Source organism: Serratia sp. AKBS12 (assembly GCF_024793895.1).
GTDB lineage: Bacteria > Pseudomonadota > Gammaproteobacteria > Enterobacterales > Enterobacteriaceae > Serratia_F.
The window spans coordinates 691,931-710,362 of sequence record NZ_JANUSB010000015.1; the positions used below are offsets into that span (position 1 = coordinate 691,931).

Here is an 18,432-nt window from a genome sequence, read left to right on the forward strand (position 1 = left end):
TTATCCTTTACCGTTCCCTTCGGGAAAGAAGCTTTGAATCTGGGAATTGATCGCATCTTTATGGCCGGCGCCTGGTGCATCGGTCTTTTTACTGCCGCTGGAGGGGTTGAGGTTGAGCTTGCCACCCGTGGTATTGATCTCACCGGCATTATCAACGGTGATGTTGAAGTTCACCCCTTTGATATTGATATTGCCCTCTTTGGTCAGTTCCAAAACGCTTTCCCCACACTCAAGGCGAATTGACTCGCCAGAGCCGATAATGAAGGCGCCAAGCGCATTATCGGTACGCTTTTGCGCGGTCAGCATGGTGGAATCGCCCTTGACGCAAATAGTCTGGGTTTCGACCACGCGTTGTTCCTCTTTGCCGCCGACAAAATGGGTATGGTTTTTATCAATGGTATGGGTCTCGTCGTTCTCCACGTCGATGTCCATATTGCGCTCGGCATGCAACCACACCTGCTCGGAGCCCGCCTTGTCCTCAAATCGCAGGGCGTTGGCGTTGTCCGGCGTACCGTCTTTCGAACGGCTCATAAAGCCCATCTGGGTCGCGGCAGCCGGCAGCGCCCACGGTGGCATGCTGGCTTCGTTGTAGACTCGGCCGGTGACGATCGGCCGGTCCGGATCGCCGTTGATAAAGTCCACCACCACTTCGTCATTGACCCGCGGGATCTGCACGCCGCCGTACCCCTGGCCAGCCCAGGCGCTGGAAACGCGCACCCAGCACGAACTGGTGTCATCGCCTTTGGCCAGCCGATCCCAGTGGAACTTCACCTTGATGCGGCCATATTTGTCGGTCCAGATGGACTCGCCTTTCGGGCCGACTACCCGGGCGGTCTGCGGCCCGTGGGTTTTGGGCCATTCGGCACGCTGCGCCGGCCGCCATGGCACGTCCGCCGGGATAACGGTAAAGTCGATGCGGTGTTCGCTGGATTGGTCGTCGCCACTGGCGTAACGGTTCTCTTGCAGCCTATAGGTGGCGGCCAGCGTCAGGTATTCACCGTTGTCGGCAAGGTAGGGGGCGTTATACAGCGTGAAGGTGCAGCCGGGGGCGATGCCCAGCGCGGTAGCAGTGCCGCCGATCTGTTGGTGTTCGGCCTGCCATGCTTCCTGACGTACGCGGGCGTAGAACTCACCCTGCTGATGCTCGGTGTAGCGGCCCGGCCAATCATAAACGTCGATCTGGCCCGGTGACGGTGAAACCGGGTTTTGCCGTGCCTGGAACAGCCAGGCGTTAGGTTTGCGGAAGTCGTAATCATCGACGCTGTAAATGCCCGGTGTTACCCGATCCGCCAGCGTCCACTGGCTGATGCCTTCTTCGCTGGTGCTGCCACCGGAGGGCGTAAGGTGATAGGGGATCATTTCATAGCCGGGGAACGGTTGATGATGGTGTGGCGCGTCGGCCAGTACCAGCGTGTGCTTGTCTTTCTCGTGCTTGAAATAATAGTAAATCCCTTCCAGCTCCATCAGACGGCTGATGAAGTTAAAGGTCGATTCGCTGTACTGTACGCAGTAACCCCATTGGCGATAGCTGCCGGTCAGCCGATCTTCCAGCTGGACATTGTGCTCGCCGAGCAGCGTTTTGACGATCTGCGGAACGGTCTGTTCCTGAAAGATACGGAAGTTGCGGTCTTTGGTCATCGGCCACAGATCGGGCTGCATGCGCAGCGAATACACCGAATACCGGGTGCCGCTGATTTCTTCGCTGCTGACGGCGATGGCGGTGATTTTGCCATTCAGGTAACGCGTTGGACCAATCAGACTCGAGGTGGGGATTTCCAGCGTCAGCGGTTGACCGAGTAGCGCCTTGCGATCCAGTCGCGCGTCTTTGCTCAGCAATTCAACGTTGAAATCAAACGGGGTGGAAAGGGCTTCGCTCCCTTCCAATGAGCGGAACAGCAACTGCTCCTTGCCCAGCGGCGTATGCGCAATGATGCGGTCGAACATGAAAACATCCTCGGTAAATGACATCCCCCGGCTCATTTGACGCTGTCCCTGCATCGGCTGCTGGCTCTCGCCTGCGTCACTTACCGCGTAAGCGCCGCGGAACCAGCCCGCTTGCCGTTCTGAGTCAATGCCAACCGTGGGGGTAAGTATGTCAATCCCATGAAATAAGGTAACAACGGCGCCGAAAGCCCGGCGCTCGATAGGGGAGGGGTCAGCCGGCGCTTGCCGGGTTGACCAGCCAGGTGCCGGCGCTGTCGATGGTCAATTGCTGGCGGCGCAGGCTGTCGTTGCGGCGGATCTCTAACTGATAGCTGCCCGGTGCCAGATTCAGGCGGGCGTTGCCGTTGCTGTCGGGTTGCAACTGTTGCGCCTTACCGTCCAGGGTAACGTTTTCGCCCGGCTGCAATTTGAAATACACCAACGCTACCGGAGCAGGTGCCGGTGCCGCTTCAGCAGGCAGCGCCTGCTGTTGGGCGGTCGCCTGCTGTGGTGCGCTCTGCTGTGCGCTCAGCGTTTTCTCCGCAGGCGGCGTATTGGCACTCTCAACGGCAGCGGTGGCGGGTTGAGCCTCTTCCGGGGCGCTGCTGATCCAACTGATGGCGCCGACGATCAGCAGGGCGGCGACGCCGGCGCCAATCAGCATCGGGCGGGACAGTTTGAGGCTGCCGGCGGTGGCCGTGCCGGCTGCGGCGGCGCTGGCCGCCGGATTGGTGGCGATCAACGGCGGCTCAGGCGTCGCGGCCGGCGTGCTGATGATTTCCGCTTCGTCAGCGACCGTCAGGTGCAGCAGTTCGGCCATTTCATCAATGGTTTGTGGACGATCTTCCGGCCGCAGCGCCAGCGACTGGTCAATCACCCGCAGCAGTTCCTGCGAATAGCCCTCTGGGCGACGCGTGGTCAGCGGCTGATAGCTGTCTTCGATGCTGCGCACCACGCTCACCGGCGGCGGGCTGCCAACAATCAGCGTATGCAGTACCGCTCCGAGCGCATAGATATCGGTCCACGGTCCTTGCTCGCCGTCGCTGTTTTCGGTGTATTGTTCGATCGGCGCAAAGCCCGGCTTGAGCATGATTTCCGTTTCGTCGGACAGGTTGCCGATCTCTTTGCGCGCCGAGCCGAAGTCCAGCAGCACCGGCAGCTGGTTTTCCTGAATCTGGATATTATCCAGCGAAATATCGCGGTGTAGGTAACCTTCCTGATGGATGGTGTTGATGGCGCTGAACAGCGGTGGTAACAGCCTGCGGATCCACGCTTCGTCAACGATCTCCGGCTGCTGCGCCTTGAGGTTTTTCAGCGTGGTGCCGCTGTAGAACTGGGTGCCCATATAGGCGGTGCCGTTTTCTTCCCAGAACCGCAGCACGTGCAGCAAGCCAGGGTGAGAAAAACGGGCCAGCAGCCGTGCTTCCTGAATGAAGCTGTTCAAACCGGCCTGGAATGTCTTGCTGAAGCGTTCGCCGCGCAGGCTGAGGGTCAGATCGTCATTGCGCCGCGCCAGCTGGGTTGGCATGTATTCCTTGATGGCGATGGTGCGTTCCAGCTGGTGGTCATAAGCGCGATAAACGATGCCGAAGCCGCCTTCGCCAATCACTTCCCTGATTTCGAACTCATTGAACCGATGGCCGACAGGCAGGCTGTTTGAGTTCGGTTTTTTTATCCCGGTTCCCGACATAATGGCTACTCTCTGTGTTCAAACGGTCGCCGCCGGGGCGACCTTGGCATTAAGCCTGAAATTGACAAACAAATTCGTGGTCTTGCAGCGTGATATGCAGCTGACGGTAACGTTGATCGTTGGCGCTGGCCGACAGCAGGGTATGGCTGATCTGCGGCAGCAGGGTATTGGTCAGGATCGCGTCGACCATGCGGCCGCCGGACTCCACTTCGGTACAGCGGCTGACGATAAGAGAAATCACCGCATCGTCGAAGGTGGTGGTAATGGCATGGTTTTCTGCCATACGGCGCTGTATGCGGCCCAGCTGCAAACGTACGATATTGCCGAGCGTGGCGTCGGTCAGCGGATAGTACGGCACCACCAGCAGACGGCCCAGCAGCGCCGCCGGGAACACCGACAGCAGCGGTTGGCGTAGCGCGGCGCTGAGCGCCTCGGGCTCCGGCATCAGCTCCGGATCGCTGCACAGGCCGGCGATCAGGTCGGTGCCGACGTTGGAGGTCAGGATAATGATGGTATTGCGGAAGTCGATGTGGCGACCTTCGCCATCTTCCATCCAGCCCTTGTCAAAAACCTGGAAGAAAATTTCATGCACGTCCGGGTGTGCCTTTTCGATCTCGTCCAGCAGAACCACGCTGTAAGGACGGCGTCGCACCGCTTCGGTCAAAACGCCGCCTTCGCCGTAACCAACGTAACCCGGCGGCGCGCCTTTCAGGGTGGACACGGTGTGCGATTCCTGGAATTCGCTCATGTTGATGGTGATGACGTTCTGCTCGCCGCCGTACAGCGTTTCCGCCAGCGCCAGTGCCGTTTCGGTTTTACCGACGCCGGACGGACCGGCCAGCAGGAATACCCCCACCGGTTTGTTCGGATCGTCCAGCCGGGCGCGTGAGGTGCGTACGCGGCGGGCGATCAGATCCAGCGCGTGACGTTGACCGATCACCCGCTGGTTCAGGGTATCGGACAGCTGCAATACCGCATCGATTTCGTTTTTGACCATGCGCCCCAACGGGATGCCGGTCCAGTCGGCAACCACCGCCGCGACGACGTTGGCGTCCACCGCGGCGAAGATCAACGGCGCCTCGCCCTGCAACGCATTGAGCTGCTGTTGCAGAACGGTCAGCTGTGCGCGTAGCGCATCGGCGCTGAGCGGTGCGTCAGTCGGCGAGGGATCCTCGGCGTGGTGGGCCAGCGCTGGTTCACTGGCGCCTGGCTCATCGCTGTCGTGCGGCGTTTCCTGCTGATGCAGTTGGCTGCGCAGATCGATAATCTGCTGAATCAGCGCCAGCTCTTGTTGCCAACGCTGGGTCAACTGCGCCAACTGCTGTTGCAGCGTGGCCAACTGGGCTTCGATTTCTTCAGGACGTTGCAGATTGCCAATGCCGACTTTGCTCTCGCGGCGAGCAATCTCCAGCTCGATTTGCAGTGCCTCAATGCGGTGACGGCAATCTTCCACCTGTGCCGGTTCAGCATGCTGGCTGACCGCCACGCGCGCACAGGCGGTATCCAGCAGCGCCACCGCCTTGTCCGGCAACTGGCGCGCCGGAATATAACGGTGCGACAGGCGTACCGCCGCTTCGACCGCTTCATCCAGCAGCAGCACACGGTGGTGCTGTTCCAACGGGCTGACGGTACTGCGCAGCATCAGCAGCGCTTTGTCCTCGCTGGGTTCATGCACCTGTACCACCTGGAAGCGGCGGGTCAGCGCCGGATCCTTTTCGATGTACTTTTTGTACTCGGACCAGGTGGTAGCGCCTACGGTACGCAGTTGGCCGCGCGCCAGCGCCGGTTTCAGCAGGTTGGCGGCGTCGCCGGTGCCCTGGGCACCGCCAGCGCCGATCAGCGTGTGAATTTCATCAATAAACAAAATAATCGGCGTCGGGCTGGACTGAACTTCGTCGATCACCGCCTGCAGGCGTTTTTCGAACTCGCCTTTCACCCCGGCGCCGGCTTGCAGCATGCCGATATCCAGCAGCATCAGTTGTACGCCACGCAGCTGCGGTGGCACATCGTCGGCGACAATGCGCAGTGCCAGGCCTTCGACCACGGCGGTTTTACCGACGCCGGCCTCGCCGGTCAGCAGCGGGTTGTTTTGGCGGCGGCGCATCAGGATGTCAATAATCTGGCGAATTTCTTCGTCACGGCCGGCGACCGGGTCGATCTCGCCGTTGCGTGCCCGGGCGGTCATGTCCTGCGCATATTGTGCCAGCACGCTGCCACCGCTTTGGCTGGCCGCGGCGGCGTTGCCGTCGGCAGCCGCTGCTGCGGGCTGCGCCAGTGCATTTTCGGCGGAATTGGCGGTGATGTCGGCAAATTGCGCCATTAAAATATCACTGTTGATGCGCTCGAACTGGCCGGAGATGGCCTTCAACTGGTGACGCAGACTGTAGGTTTTCTGAATGCCGAGCAGCAAATGACCGCCGCGAATGGTTTGAGCGCCGAACTTCAGCGAGCCGTATACCCAGGCGCGTTCTACCGCGTTGTCGATGTGTTCCGAGAGATCGGAAATGGCGCTGGCGCCGCGCGGCAGGCGATCCAGCGCCTCGACGATATCGCGCGCCAGCTGTGCTTCGTCAACGGCAAAGTGGCGGAAAATCTGTTGCAGATCGCCGTCTGGTGCCTGCATCAACTGGTGCAGCCAGTGCGCCAGTTCGACGTAGGGGTTGCCGCGCAGCTTGCAGAAGGCGGTTGCGCTTTCCAGCGAGGTGAATAATAAACTGTCCAGTTTGCCAAATAATACCGAGCGGCTGATTTCAGACATGGTGTTCCTCAAGTCTCATTAAAATGGATTTTCCAGCGGTTCCGGGCTGAAGATCAGATCGCCGACGTCGTGGCGTCGTTGCGCCGCGGCCATCCAGCTGCTGAGCCCGAGACGCTGAACACCGCCAAGTTGAGTGCCGACCAGCTGTTCTTTTGCCAGAATCAGCCGCACTTCCCAGACGAACTCAATACCAAGATACTGTCGCACCCAGTCGCGGAGCTGTTCGCACAGCGCTGCGCCGGGCAGAAATCGATCGTAATCGCGTTGTGACATCGGCCCCAGCTCGATGCGAAACTTATGCTGCACATCACGCACCGCGACGCCGAGAAACGCAGACTCCCCGAGGCGTGGCGCATTGCGGCCGGCCTTCAGCCGTGCCTGTTCGCGCGGTTCCACCCGTAGCCAGTGCGGGACATTTTCCACGATGCGCACCGGCACCTGAAAATACTGTCGCAGAATCTTGCTCAGGCCTTCCGGATCGCGACTGTGGCGAATCAGATGACCGGCCATAAAATGCTTGGCGTGGGCATTGATTGCGTCGCGTCGGCGCTGCGCCGGCTGGCCGTTGCCAATCAGGCTGGCCAGATAGTCATCGAAGCGGCCGTTATCGGCGCGATCGAGTGACACCGTCGGTTGCGCATCGGCCCAGGCGCGGTAGAACAGCAGCGTCAGGCGGTGGTGAAACAGATTGGCAAAGGCCATCAGGGTGGTGTCCTGATGGTGGTGGATCCGTTCGCGCACGTATTCGGTCATATGCAGCGGTAGCGGCCCATTGGGACCGAACAGGCCGAAGCTGAAGATCGACACGTCATGCAGCGGGCTGCCGTCACGCGGGCTGACTCGCGCCAGCGTTGATGGCGCGAACGACAGCGACGGCTCCTGGCCAAGCCGCAGCATTTCGTGGCGCGGCAGCGGTGCACGGCCCAGCAGATAAGGCTGTCCGCCTTGCGCGTCAAGGCGGCGCAACAGCTGGAACAGATCGTATTGATACGGCGCGGCGCGCAACCGTTGCCAGAAATCCTCCGGCAGACGGTAAAGCGCGTTGATCTGCGGCCTGTCGCTGACCGGCCGTTCGGTGACGCTGTCGCTCATATCAACGTCCTTTTGCCCATGCGGGCCTGCCAGTGGGCGATTTCACCGCGTTGCTGGCTGGACAACGTCATTTCGGTAAAGGTGTTCATCGCCACCAATCGGGCGAACAGCCGCTCCAGCACGCTGCCCAGCAGGTAGGGGCTGCTGCCGGAAAAGGCCTGATCGTCAACGGTCAGGTCAATGGCAATACCGCGCGCGAATACGATCGGTCCTGGCTCCGGCACCCGGCGGTAGACCGGTCGCAGATGACAGTGGCGCACTCCCTGGATCTGCTTGGCAACCGCCGGTTCGCTCAGGTTGCCATACAGACCGAGCAGTTGACGCAGGCTGGCAGCGCCCTGTTCAGGATCGCCGTCCATCATGCTCAGGTAGTTGAGCTGCAACTGGCTGATCAGCCGCCAGGTGATCATGCCGTCCGCCAGCGCCGGGCGCGGGGGCGTAGGGCCTTTTCTCAGCGTGACCTGCTTGATCGGAATGGAATCCGGCATCACGAAGTTGCCCTGATCCTGTTGCAGCAGCATCAGCGGTAAATCGCGGCTGGTGCACAGCACGTCGGCGGTCAGGTATTTCAGATCGCTATGCCACGGTGACTGACGCTCGTCCACCAGCGACACGAACACCTCGGAACCGAGATAGCCGGTGCGCGTGCCGTAACGGCGCGCATGTTCAGACAGCGTGCGCTGTTCGCGGCGCAGCGAGAAATAGGCACCGTAATTGCCGTCATCCTCGCTCAGCGTGCTGTAAAACGGACGAAACTCCTGCTCGTAGCGTTTTTCGCTGGCGCTGCCTCCCAGCCGTTGTACCGAAAACACCTCATAATCCAGCGGGCGTATGTTGTCGACTACCAGGTGGTATTCATGGTTTTTCTCGTTGACCGTGATGCGTTCGGCGACTTTCGGGAACAGGTTGATCACCGGCGTGCAGTGCAGCGCCAGATGGCTGACGTCGATTACGCGTTCCAGCGCGGCATCCTGCTTGTCGAGCAGCACCACGATTTCGAACTGACGCAGCGGTTTCTTGCCTTCGCGTACCCCGTGCAGCAGTGGCTGTAAGCCGCCGATGCTGAAGAACTGAAAACGCGCCGGGAAGGCAAAGTATTCCTGCAACAGCCGATAGCCGTCAAAGTTGCGCAGATCGTTGGGTAATAACGCCTGCTCGGCGTCGAAACCTTCCTGACGCAGCGCGTCCTCCGCCAGTACCCGGCGCTGCGGCTGTGCATCGACGGTTTGGCACAGCAGGCCGACGGTATGCTGCATCAGCAGTTCCAGCAGTTGCTGCGCTTGCAAATCCGGTCCGGCCAGGTAGAACATCAGCCGATCGAGATTCAGGTTGTTCAGCGTGACGGTGTCGTAGCATTCCAGCGTGATGCGCAACGCACTGACGCAGCCGCTGTGCTGCAAGCCGAGCGACGCCAGCGGAATATCGGCCGGAATGCCGCCCAGCTCGACGTTTTTCAGCCGTACCGGTTGCAGCGTGACGTCATGCGCGGTGGTGTAACTGCAGGTAATGCCGTTTTTCTTCAGCGTCTGGCTGTCCATCATGGTGCCGCGTGGCACCACAAAGCCATTGCTGATATCGCCTTTATGGCTGTCCGGCTGTAGCTCGGCAATCGCCATCGACGGAGTGGGCGATAAATAATTCGGATAAATAATTTCCAGCAGCCGTTGGGAAAAGCGCGGAAACTCCGCGTCCATCTTCAGCTGTACGCGCGAGGTGAGAAAGGCGAAACCCTCCATCAGGCGTTCAATGTACGGGTCCGCCACGTCAATGCCGCGCATGCCAAGACGCCCGGCGACCTTGGGATACTGTTCGGCAAACTCGGCGCCCATCTCACGCAGATAGGCCAGCTCGCGGTTGTAATACTCTAAAAGTTTACTGTCCATCGCCTTACCCTATGTCTTTCAGATCGAAATGGCCGTTTTCCAGGTCTACGTCGGTACGGAACAGAAACTCCAGCGGGTAGGGCACGCACCACAGGCGGCCCTTGATTTCTATCGACAGCACGTTGTGCAACTCCAGCGAACCGGTGTCGGAAATACAGCGCACCTGCAAGCCGTCGGGCAGGATGCGCGGTTCGAAATTGAGGATTGATTCGGTGAGTGCGCGCTGAATATCCAGCCATTCGATGTCGGACATGCGTTTGCCGGCCAGCGAGGCAATGCCGTAATTGAGGGTCGAGCGACGCACCTGCGGCAGATCGGCGAGATCGAGATTCGATTCGCTGTTGACGCAGTTGAACAGCCATTGCAGATCGCGCAACACCCGGCGGCGCAGTTCGCTGTGCGACACCAGGTTGCGCGTTTGCGCTTCCTGTTTTTTCTGCGGTTCGTCATCGGTCAGCAGATCCAGCAGTACTGGCTGCATTTTGTCGCGCGAGGTCAGGCGATCGCTGTCCTGACGCTGACGATAACCCTGACGATGCAGATCGCCGTCACTGGGGGGCGCGGCCGGGCGTTTGGCGTTCATCATCAGGCGTCCTGGTTAAAACTCAGCTGGCGCAGACCGTGCAACGGCAGCTCATCGCTGTCGCTCAGCCAGGTTTTCAGACCGAAACCGGCATAATGCGGGCTGTCACCCAGCGGCTGCCATTCGGTGCGCTTGCCGAGCAGCAGCGCATCGTCGCTGCCAGCCACCAACGGATAGCGTGCCGGTAATTGACACACCTGCTCGCGGCCGTCGGTCAGGCGCACCAGCGCGTGACTCCACACCAGGTCGATGGCGCTTTGCGGCGCCTGAAACTGAATGTCGGCGATGTCGCAGAACGGCAGCCAGTAATACACGCCGTTCAACGCCAGTTCGCAGATCGGGCCGAGACGGCCATCGCCATCCATCAGCCAGTCGAAGCTGAGGGTGTTATCGCCGTTGGCGTCGGCCTGCGTCAATTGCCCGCCAACCGCCGGCGCCTGTTCCAATGCACTATCGCGCGAGGCTTGCGCCGCCTGATGCTCGCCGTTAGCGTCCTGTTGCAATGCCTGGATCATCAGCGCTGGCCACTGCTGGTGCTGTTTCAATAAGGCAGGCGCGGCCTGGCCGGCAAACACCGCCTGGCGTTGCAGTTCGGCGTCAACCGACTGCATCAGCAGCAAGGTGGTGGGTTGTGCGATAGGTTTTAGCGCCTGCCATGACTTCAACTGCGCCTTGGCTCGCTGCCAGTTGCCGCTCAGGCACAGCAGTTGCACCAGGGCGGCGCGCAGATCGGCATCCGCCGGCCGCGCCTTGATTGCAGATTCTACCGCCAGCGTTGCGTCACCTATGGAGCCGCCTTGCAACATCTCAGCTAATGATTTCACAGCAATTCCTCTTGATTCAGTGGGCAACGTTGTTAACGGACAGGTAACTGCCGCTGGCGGGATCGGCGCGGTCGGCAACCAGTTTATCCACCAGACGTACCGTGAGCGCCGCGTTGTGCTCGCTCAGCAACGGTTGCCAGGCGGCCTGTACCTCGGCGGCGCGTTGCTTGACGCGTTCGGCGTCGGCGGCCTCAAGGCGCGGAAATTCGGCGATAAGCGTGCCGTTAAATGACCAGGCGTGCTGTTTGGCATCAAACGGCAGCAGCAGATAACTGCCGGCCGCCTGCGGATTGCCGAGCACCAGCCGTTGCGCGTTGGCGCTGACCACCTTCAGTGGCTGCGTCGCCACCTCAATGTTTATCAGCGGATAGCCCTGGTAGAAATTGACGGACGGCGTCAGCGTTTTCCCGCCTTGTTGCAGCGTGACGGCGCTATTGCCGTTCAGCCAGCCGTCCACGCACTGCAAGGCATCACCGCTGGGGATGAACAGCGCGCTGCCGGCGTTGCCCTGGCCCCAATAGGTGCGGAACTTGCAGCCTTGCGGCAGGGTAAATACCTGTGCCGGTGCCGCGTCGGCCGGGGCGGAGCTGACCGCCACCGCCGGTGGCGGCGTAGGGGCCGGTTCTGACTGCTGTGCCGCCGCGCTCGACGCCACTTCCGGCTGCCACTTGCGGTTTTTGCTGGCGTTGCCGCTGGCCAGGGTAGCGCCGCTTTTATCGGTCAGCGTCCAGGGCAGTTGCGTGGCTTTGGCGCATTGCTTTTCCAGCAAATTGCCGACGCGTGGCAGAAAGTCATCCAGCACCGCGGCATCGCGACTTTTGGCGGACACAATGCGTAGCGGAATGCTTTTCGCACACCAGCTGGCAGGTTTGTTGTTCTTGACGTCGTCGATGAATACTTCGAGTTTTTGGCTGGGGGAATACACCAACCGATAATTTGCCGCGTGAACGGCAGGCATCGCCATCAGGGCGATAACACCGGGCATCCAATATTTCATCGTTAACCTTGCTAACGTGGGCTGTGTTAAGCGACTCAATCGCGCGAGAGGAAACGTTCGGCATCCGCCAGCGAATGCAGCAGCGTGGTTTCTTGCGGCGAGCCAATCCATACGGCGATAGCGCTGTAGTTATCGCTGTTATTATTTTTCTTCCATGCCTGTTGCATCAGAGCGATCCACTCACCTGGTGAATTGACCATGTGTAGCGACTGCTCCAGTTCCGACTGGGTAAAGCTGTGCCAGAAGCCGTCGGTACACAGCAGGAAAACGTCGCCGTCTTCCAGTTGCAGTACATCGCTGTAGGTGGCGTCACGCTCTTCGCTCAGGCCGAGCGCAAAGTACAGCAGGTTGCTGTTGATGCCGCTGGTTTGATAGCCGGCGTCCTGCATTTGCTGGATCAGGCTGTGATCGGTGGTCACGGCATGCAGATAACCGCGGCGGAACAGGTACAGGCGGCTGTCGCCGGCATGCGCCCAGTAGGCCAACTGATAATCGCGATCGATAAACAGGCTGACCAGCGTGGTGCCCATTTTGCTGAGCTCGTCCGACTGGCTCTGCTGCTGGTGGATGGCGGCGTTGGCCTGCGAAATGTGCTGGCGAATGCTCTGCGCATTCAGGTGTTTTTCACCGTCGAAATTATGCAGAATGGTGTCGCGTGCCAGCTTTGCGGCGATATCGCCACCGGGGAAGCCGGCGATGCCGTCGCACACCACGAAGCAGGCGGCGCGGTTGCCAACCACTTCACCGGTCTGATCCTGATTGGAATCGCGGCCGCCTTGATTAGAGGTAGAGGCTATAGTGATATTCATTACGCGTCCGGTTTGAGCCAAAATTGCGCCTATCAAGACAGGCCTTGGGTTTGTGAGTCTTTATACTGATTCACTTCAACGTCATAGGCGTGCAGGAAGGCTTCGCCAAACAGCGTATGGAAGTCATCTTCGATTTCGCCTGCGGTTTGCTGGTAATTCTTGACAAAGTAATCCCACAGCGCGGCCTTGCGATTGGACGGCAGCGCCAGGCGCGGTGCCGAACCTTCCTTGCGCGCTTCTTCTTCCAGACGATCCGGATTAAACGACTGCAACATTGCGGCGATGATGGCGCGGATGCCGGCAATCATCCCCAACTGGTGAGCCTGCAAATCGATCAACGCATCGCGCACCGCCTGTTCCGGAGGCATAAAGCCCGGCATCTGGCTGCCGAACATCTGCATCAGTACGGTTTTCCCGGATGGCAACAGCTTGAACGGATTATTGGCCTCGTCGAGGATCATGGTCATTTCCGCCTTTACGCCGCGCTTGAGAATCGAGCGCGAGGAGAGCAGGGCAACGGTACCTTGTGAAAACAGGCTCAGCAAACGACCAACCTGGCGCACCTGCTGTTCGTCGAAATGCGGTTGCGGCTGCAGATCGTCCAGACCGATACCTTGCAGCAGCGCATTCAGCAAAGGCCCTTCCAGCAGATCGCCGTTCGGCGTAGCGGCGTTTTGCGCGCGGGACGACTGATAGGCCACCGGATCGATACCCAGACGGTTACCGGCGCGTGGCCGATGCTGCGGCGGTTGGGTGAATTCAGGTTGTGTCGCGGTAGATTGGGCAAACTGCGGCTCTGGCGCAGGCGGCGTGCGTGGTTGTTCTTTTGCTGCCACAGGCGGCACTGGCTGCGTAACGGACGGCGTCGGCGTCGGCTCGAGTGGCGCAGGCTTCGGCTGCTGTGGCGGCTGCGCTTGCGGTGACGGTGGCGCTTGCAGTGGCGCCGCGGGCGCCTCGGCGTCCACCTGGGTCAGCGGCACGGCACCGCCCATCAGCAAGCCCAACGGGTCATTGCCGTTCAGTGCGTCCGGCGCGGCGGGCGCCGACGATGCGCCAAACAGTGCCAGCGGGTCGAGTTCTTCGCTCGGCTGGTTGGTGGTTGATGCAGCACTGGCGACATTGGCCGCCGGTTGCTGCGGCGCCTGCGGGCGATTTTCCGCCAGCAGCGCGCTCGGCGTGGTGTCGGTCAGAATATTGTCACGTTCGAAAGTGCTATCGGTGTTGAACAGCGCGCTGGGATCGGTCTGTTTTTGCTGTAACTGATGCAGATCGACGTTGCCATCCAATTGGCTCAGTGGATCCGCCGGGTTCAGCTCGCTGCGCGGTTTTTCCAACAGCGGGTTATGCCCGCCGTGGGCGGGGTTGGTCTGCGCGGGCTGCGCTGTGCCGCCGACCGGCGTGAACTCTTCCACCAGGCTGTCCCAGATTTCGTTGGGGATCGGTGCTGCGCCAGGCTGCGTCTTGGCGGCAGGTGCGGCATCGACCGCTTTGGCGACCACCGGCTGTGCCTGCTGAACCGGCGCGGCCTGCTGGTGCAGGGCACTGACCTGAATCTGGTAATCGTCGATGCCGAGGATATCGCCGTCTTGCAGTTCCACCTGACGGCCTCGCTCCAATGGAATATCGTTCAGCAGGACGCGGGTCACGTTGCCACGGTTGGTGATGCGGCATTCGCCATCAGCAGAAATATGCACAATGGCCTGCAAGCGGGAAATGGCACGCTCTTCATCCGGTAATACCAGATTGTTATCCACGCTACGACCAATAGTGCCGCCCGGCGGCAGAAAATCGCAGCTGCTTTGTGGCGGCAACTGGCCATTCTTGTTCTGTACAATGGTAAATCGCATAAGGCATTCCTGCTGATTAGGTTTTAAATATTACAATACCCTCACCCCAGCCCTTGGGCAGGAAAGGGCTGGGGTGAGGGGAATTAACATCGTTAACGCGTAAGCCCGAAGCAGACAAACAGTGCCAGGCGATGAAAATGATTACGCGGACATAAGGCATACGTGGTTACGCATATTGCAGCGAAGGGTTTTTTATTATTGTCATCGATATATGAATGCCCCTCTTATTGAGGGGCATAATAGACACAGATTACGCTTCGCGGTTTTCCTTGATATTCCAACCGGCGCTGCTTTCTGCACCTTTACCGCCTTTGTCACTCTGCTCCCAGTATTGCTGTTTGACTTTCGCCGCCTGGAAGGAATAGGTCACGCCAACGGTATCTTCGCCACCGGCACCGGTGTACTGCACCGCGGTAACCAGCACGTCGTCGAGGGTGATCTTCATATATTCGACCTGGGTACCGCCGGCTTTGCAGACGGACAGCTCAACCTTGGTCAGGTGTTTACCGCTGGAGCAGTGCTTCAGCAGCGCAGGGGTTGATTTATCGACCAGCGCATTGACATGCAGATCGTTAAAGCAGACTTTACCGGCACCGCCGCCGCCGCCCACGCCCATGTTGCCAGGTTGGGAAGCGCCCCAGGAGAAAGAAGTAATGTCGGTCCAGCCTTTGTGGTTTGAATCTTTAGATTCGCCGCTGGCACCTTCGACTTTCAGGAACATATCAATAGCCATAGCTCATTCACTCTTTATTAAGGGTTAACAGTAGTATTAACGTTGCGTTGAAAAATTCAGGTTATAGCAGCAGGAAGTCAAAATGCGGTAATGCACTACCAACCAATATCCTTGTGCCATGCACCTTGTGAAATACCGAAATTTAACGGTATTGATTACCGAACCATTATTAATCGTGCCAATGGCCCAAGTTTTAATTATTGCGGATTATCCTGGTTCCAGGAGTGATTCGCATCGCCGACGATAACTTGGCGTGACAGGGCGTCTAGCTCGGCGCTGTGATACAGCCGCAGGCAGTTTAACGTAACGCCTTGACTCTGGGTTTTTGCTTCGCTGTGGGTCGCATTGTGGCTGGATTTGAACTTATCGATCAGCGCATTGATCTTCGTATCGCCTGATTCGATATCAAACGGCATCCATTCCCTCATTGCGTTTGCCGTTCTGGCAGCATCAACGGAAAAGGCATTGTCCGCTTTGGAAACCTGCGCCAGGCAGCGTGCCAACGCCAGTTCTTTAACCACCTGGGTGTAGGGCATCTGTTTGATAAATGCCACCGGGTCCACAGCGTCTTTGGCGAGCGAAGGTTGTGACATAGTCAACAACGCTGACACCAGACCGACCGTTAACAGCGTCTTCATGGCAACTCCCAAAAATTGGCTCGAGGCGTCGAGTAATTGGTACCTGGTTCATTGAAATAGCAGTGATCGGAACATTGGCTGCCGTTCCAGAACGTCGCGTGTCCACCGGCGTTGTCCCAACCCGAAACCTCAAACAAGATCAATCCCTTTTTGTTAGCCAACTGGGACACCGGCAATTGAGGATAATTAACAATCAAATCAGGCTTTCCCCAGGTTTTGGTCAAATACGCCACCAAATCCCGCACGCGGAAAAAGTACCATTTCTTATCAGCACCGGAGACCGTCAGTTGGCTTATGCGAGGTACCGGGTGACCGGTGTAATTGAGCACATAACTCATTCTTACCGCACAACTGTTCTCCCAACCTCCTGCGCTGGCAGGGATCTCGAAATTACGTTTTACCGCACCACCAATGGTGTTTTTGACTTTTACCAAAGCATCGTTTGGGTCGTAAATATTTCTGGCCGCCGTCCAGGCAGCCAGAAAGCGGGGTCTTGCTCCCATACAGCATCTCCATATTCTGTTTGCTCAGGCTGCGGTGCCGCAGCCTGATATCGGGTTTATCAAGAGGCGTCGTTCTGTTTCAGCGACGGCAGTTTAGAAACCAGACGCAGTGAAACGGTCAAACCTTCCAACTGGTAATGCGGGCGCAGGAAGAACTTGGCGCTGTAGTAACCCGGATTGTCCTCGATCTCTTCGACCTGAACCTCGGCGGCTGCCAGCGGCTTGCGTGATTTGGTTTCCTGCGACGAGTTGGCTGGATCGCCATCGACATAGTTCATGATCCAGTCGTTCAGCCAGCGTTCCATGTCGTCGCGCTCACGGAAGGAACCGATCTTGTCACGGACGATGCACTTCAGGTAGTGGGCAAAGCGGCAGCAGGCAAACAGATACGGCAGACGCGCGGACAGCTGGGCGTTGGCCGAGGCGTCTGCATCATAATATTCCGCCGGTTTCTGCAGCGATTGCGCGCCGATAAAGGCGGCGAAATCGGAGTTTTTACGGTGTACCAGCGGCATAAAGCCGTTTTTGGCCAACTCCGCTTCGCGGCGGTCGCTGATGGCGATTTCGGTTGGGCACTTCATGTCCACGCCGCCGTCGTCGCTCGGGAAGGTATGGCATGGCAGGTTTTCTACCGCGCCGCCGGATTCTACGCCGCGGATTGCCGTGCACCAGCCGAACTCTTTGAACGAACGGTTGATGTTGGCGGCCATCGCGTAAGCGGCGTTGGTCCAGGTGTAGTTGCCATGGGTCGCGCCGTCGGTTTCTTCTTCAAAGTCGAACTCGTCAACCGGGTTGGTGCGGATGCCGTAAGGCAAACGCGCCAGGAAGCGCGGCATCACCAGGCCAAGATAGCGTGCGTCCTCGGATTCACGCAGGCTGCGCCAGGCGGCGTACTCGGTGTTCTGGAAGATTTTGGTCAGGTCGCGCGGGTTGGCCAGTTCCTGCCAGGATTCCATCTGCATCACGCTTGGCGCAGTGCCGGCGATGAACGGGCAATGCGACGCGGCGCCGATTTTTGCCATTTCACCGAGCAGTTCAACGTCTTGCGGACTGTGGTCAAAGTAATAGTCGCCCACCAGACAGCCGAACGGTTCGCCACCGAACTGGCCGTACTCTTCTTCGTACACTTTCTTGAAGATCGGGCTCTGGTCCCAGCCCACGCCCTTGTGGCGCTTCAGCGTGCGGCCGAGCTCCTGCTTGGAAATGCTCATAAAGCGGATCTTCAGCATTTCGTCGGTTTCGGAATTGTTCACCAGATAGTGCAGGCCGTGCCAGGCGCCCTCCAGCTTCTGGAAGTCCTCATGGTGAATGATCTGGTTGATCTGCTGAGACATTTTCTCGTCGATTTCGGCGATCAGCGCCTGAATGGTGCGGTAGGCGTCGGAAGACACGGTAACGGTGTTTTCCAGTGCCTGCTGCGCCAGGGTCTTCACCGCATTCTCGACCGCTTCTTTGGCCTGATCGGTCTTTGGACGGAACTCTTTGTTCAGCAGCGCGCTGAACTCGTCGCTGGAGAAGGTTTCGGTGGTCTGCAACGCGTTCTGTTGCTGAGGCAGGTTGCTCATCAATCAGTCCTCCTTCTCGGTGTTGTCGTCGGTAGACGCCGGCTTCGGCGCGTTGGTCAGGGACTTCAGCAGTTCGGGATTTTGCAGGATCTTGGAGATCAGCTCTTCGGCGCCGTTTTTGCCGTCCATATAGGACAGCAGGTTGGACAGCTGGGTGCGGGCTTCCAGCAGGTTATCCAGCGAATCCACCTTGCGCGCGATGGCGGCAGGGGAGAAGTCTTCCATGCTTTCAAACGACAGATCGATGTTCAGCTTGCCTTCGCCGGTCAGCGTATTGTCGACCTGATAGGCGACGCGCGGCTTCAGCGATTTCATGCGTTCGTCGAAGTTGTCGATATCGATGTCGAGGAATTTACGCTCGTCAACGCTTGGCAACGGGTCGACCGGCTTGCCGACCAGATCCGCCATCACCCCCATCACGAACGGCAGCTGGATTTTGCGTTCTGCACCATAGATTTCGACATCGTATTCAATCTGTACGCGCGGTGCGCGGTTGCGGGCGATGAACTTCTGTCCGCTGCGGGATTTCGAGTTTGCCATGAGTTACTCCATCTGATGATGATTAAGAACGTCTTACGTGGGCATAA

15 protein-coding genes are annotated in these 18,432 nt (G+C 58.9%); all 15 read right to left on the bottom strand.

From position 1 onward, the window contains the following. Entirely contained in the window at nucleotides 1–1,944 is a 1,944-nt protein-coding gene (locus NYE85_RS13150) for a type VI secretion system Vgr family protein (protein WP_259005212.1), read from the bottom strand. A gap of 211 nt (nucleotides 1,945–2,155) precedes the next feature. Then, on the bottom strand, nucleotides 2,156–3,613 hold the full coding sequence (locus tag NYE85_RS13155) for a serine/threonine-protein kinase (RefSeq protein WP_259005213.1): 1,458 nt from the start codon (nucleotides 3,611–3,613) through the stop codon (nucleotides 2,156–2,158). A gap of 49 nt (nucleotides 3,614–3,662) precedes the next feature. Further along, nucleotides 3,663–6,371, bottom strand: a complete 2,709-nt coding sequence (tssH, locus tag NYE85_RS13160; RefSeq protein WP_259005214.1) for a type VI secretion system ATPase TssH — start codon at nucleotides 6,369–6,371, stop codon at nucleotides 3,663–3,665. Nucleotides 6,372–6,389: 18 nt separating this feature from the next. Beyond that, entirely contained in the window at nucleotides 6,390–7,463 is a 1,074-nt protein-coding gene (gene tssG / locus NYE85_RS13165) for a type VI secretion system baseplate subunit TssG (protein WP_259005215.1), read from the bottom strand. Continuing rightward, nucleotides 7,460–9,346 (bottom strand): type VI secretion system baseplate subunit TssF, encoded by a 1,887-nt coding sequence (gene tssF, locus NYE85_RS13170; RefSeq protein WP_259005216.1) that lies wholly within the window; start codon nucleotides 9,344–9,346, stop codon nucleotides 7,460–7,462. Before tssF ends, tssG begins: the two co-directional genes overlap by 4 nt. Before the next feature lie 4 nt (nucleotides 9,347–9,350). Next, entirely contained in the window at nucleotides 9,351–9,929 is a 579-nt protein-coding gene (locus NYE85_RS13175) for a type VI secretion system baseplate subunit TssE (protein ID WP_259006322.1), read from the bottom strand. A 2-nt stretch (nucleotides 9,930–9,931) separates the two neighbouring features. Further along, the gene (locus NYE85_RS13180; protein WP_309600868.1) at nucleotides 9,932–10,753 is read right to left on the bottom strand and encodes a type VI secretion system accessory protein TagJ; all 822 of its coding nucleotides are present in this window, start codon (nucleotides 10,751–10,753) and stop codon (nucleotides 9,932–9,934) included. 16 nt (nucleotides 10,754–10,769) lie between these two features. Continuing rightward, nucleotides 10,770–11,750, bottom strand: a complete 981-nt coding sequence (locus tag NYE85_RS13185) for a type VI secretion system-associated protein (RefSeq protein ID WP_259005217.1) — start codon at nucleotides 11,748–11,750, stop codon at nucleotides 10,770–10,772. 35 nt (nucleotides 11,751–11,785) lie between these two features. Further along, nucleotides 11,786–12,559 (bottom strand): PP2C family serine/threonine-protein phosphatase, encoded by a 774-nt coding sequence (locus tag NYE85_RS13190; protein ID WP_259005218.1) that lies wholly within the window; start codon nucleotides 12,557–12,559, stop codon nucleotides 11,786–11,788. A gap of 32 nt (nucleotides 12,560–12,591) precedes the next feature. Beyond that, entirely contained in the window at nucleotides 12,592–14,406 is a 1,815-nt protein-coding gene (gene tagH / locus NYE85_RS13195) for a type VI secretion system-associated FHA domain protein TagH (protein WP_259005219.1), read from the bottom strand. Between the two features lie 250 nt (nucleotides 14,407–14,656). Continuing rightward, a complete protein-coding gene (locus tag NYE85_RS13200) occupies nucleotides 14,657–15,139 on the bottom strand; it encodes a type VI secretion system tube protein Hcp (RefSeq protein ID WP_259005220.1) in 483 nt (160 codons plus the stop codon). 197 nt (nucleotides 15,140–15,336) lie between these two features. After that, on the bottom strand, nucleotides 15,337–15,777 hold the full coding sequence (locus NYE85_RS13205; RefSeq protein ID WP_259005221.1) for a type VI secretion system amidase immunity protein Tai4: 441 nt from the start codon (nucleotides 15,775–15,777) through the stop codon (nucleotides 15,337–15,339). Beyond that, nucleotides 15,774–16,280: a type VI secretion system amidase effector protein Tae4 gene (locus NYE85_RS13210; protein ID WP_259005222.1), complete on the bottom strand. Its 507-nt coding sequence runs from the start codon at nucleotides 16,278–16,280 to the stop codon at nucleotides 15,774–15,776. The genes NYE85_RS13205 and NYE85_RS13210 overlap by 4 nt, the downstream gene beginning before the upstream one ends. 59 nt (nucleotides 16,281–16,339) lie before the next feature. Beyond that, entirely contained in the window at nucleotides 16,340–17,845 is a 1,506-nt protein-coding gene (tssC, locus tag NYE85_RS13215; protein ID WP_004961378.1) for a type VI secretion system contractile sheath large subunit, read from the bottom strand. Nucleotides 17,846–17,848: 3 nt separating this feature from the next. Next, on the bottom strand, nucleotides 17,849–18,385 hold the full coding sequence (gene tssB, locus NYE85_RS13220) for a type VI secretion system contractile sheath small subunit (RefSeq protein ID WP_004961380.1): 537 nt from the start codon (nucleotides 18,383–18,385) through the stop codon (nucleotides 17,849–17,851). Between the last annotated feature and the right edge of the window lie 47 nt (nucleotides 18,386–18,432).

Excerpts from the sequence above, each read along its gene's own strand:
- NYE85_RS13210 (WP_259005222.1), bottom strand. The coding sequence starts at position 16,280 with ATGGGAGCAAGACCCCGCTTTCTGGCTGCCTGGACGGCGGCCAGAAAT.
- tssB (WP_004961380.1), bottom strand. The coding sequence starts at position 18,385 with ATGGCAAACTCGAAATCCCGCAGCGGACAGAAGTTCATCGCCCGCAAC.
- tagH (WP_259005219.1), bottom strand. The coding sequence starts at position 14,406 with ATGCGATTTACCATTGTACAGAACAAGAATGGCCAGTTGCCGCCACAA.
- tssG (WP_259005215.1), bottom strand. The coding sequence starts at position 7,463 with ATGAGCGACAGCGTCACCGAACGGCCGGTCAGCGACAGGCCGCAGATC.
- NYE85_RS13190 (WP_259005218.1), bottom strand. The coding sequence starts at position 12,559 with ATGAATATCACTATAGCCTCTACCTCTAATCAAGGCGGCCGCGATTCC.
- tssH (WP_259005214.1), bottom strand. The coding sequence starts at position 6,371 with ATGTCTGAAATCAGCCGCTCGGTATTATTTGGCAAACTGGACAGTTTA.
- NYE85_RS13175 (WP_259006322.1), bottom strand. The coding sequence starts at position 9,929 with ATGAACGCCAAACGCCCGGCCGCGCCCCCCAGTGACGGCGATCTGCAT.
- NYE85_RS13155 (WP_259005213.1), bottom strand. The coding sequence starts at position 3,613 with ATGTCGGGAACCGGGATAAAAAAACCGAACTCAAACAGCCTGCCTGTC.
- NYE85_RS13205 (WP_259005221.1), bottom strand. The coding sequence starts at position 15,777 with ATGAAGACGCTGTTAACGGTCGGTCTGGTGTCAGCGTTGTTGACTATG.
- NYE85_RS13150 (WP_259005212.1), bottom strand. The coding sequence starts at position 1,944 with ATGTTCGACCGCATCATTGCGCATACGCCGCTGGGCAAGGAGCAGTTG.
- NYE85_RS13185 (WP_259005217.1), bottom strand. The coding sequence starts at position 11,750 with ATGAAATATTGGATGCCCGGTGTTATCGCCCTGATGGCGATGCCTGCC.
- NYE85_RS13200 (WP_259005220.1), bottom strand. The coding sequence starts at position 15,139 with ATGGCTATTGATATGTTCCTGAAAGTCGAAGGTGCCAGCGGCGAATCT.
- tssC (WP_004961378.1), bottom strand. The coding sequence starts at position 17,845 with ATGAGCAACCTGCCTCAGCAACAGAACGCGTTGCAGACCACCGAAACC.
- tssF (WP_259005216.1), bottom strand. The coding sequence starts at position 9,346 with ATGGACAGTAAACTTTTAGAGTATTACAACCGCGAGCTGGCCTATCTG.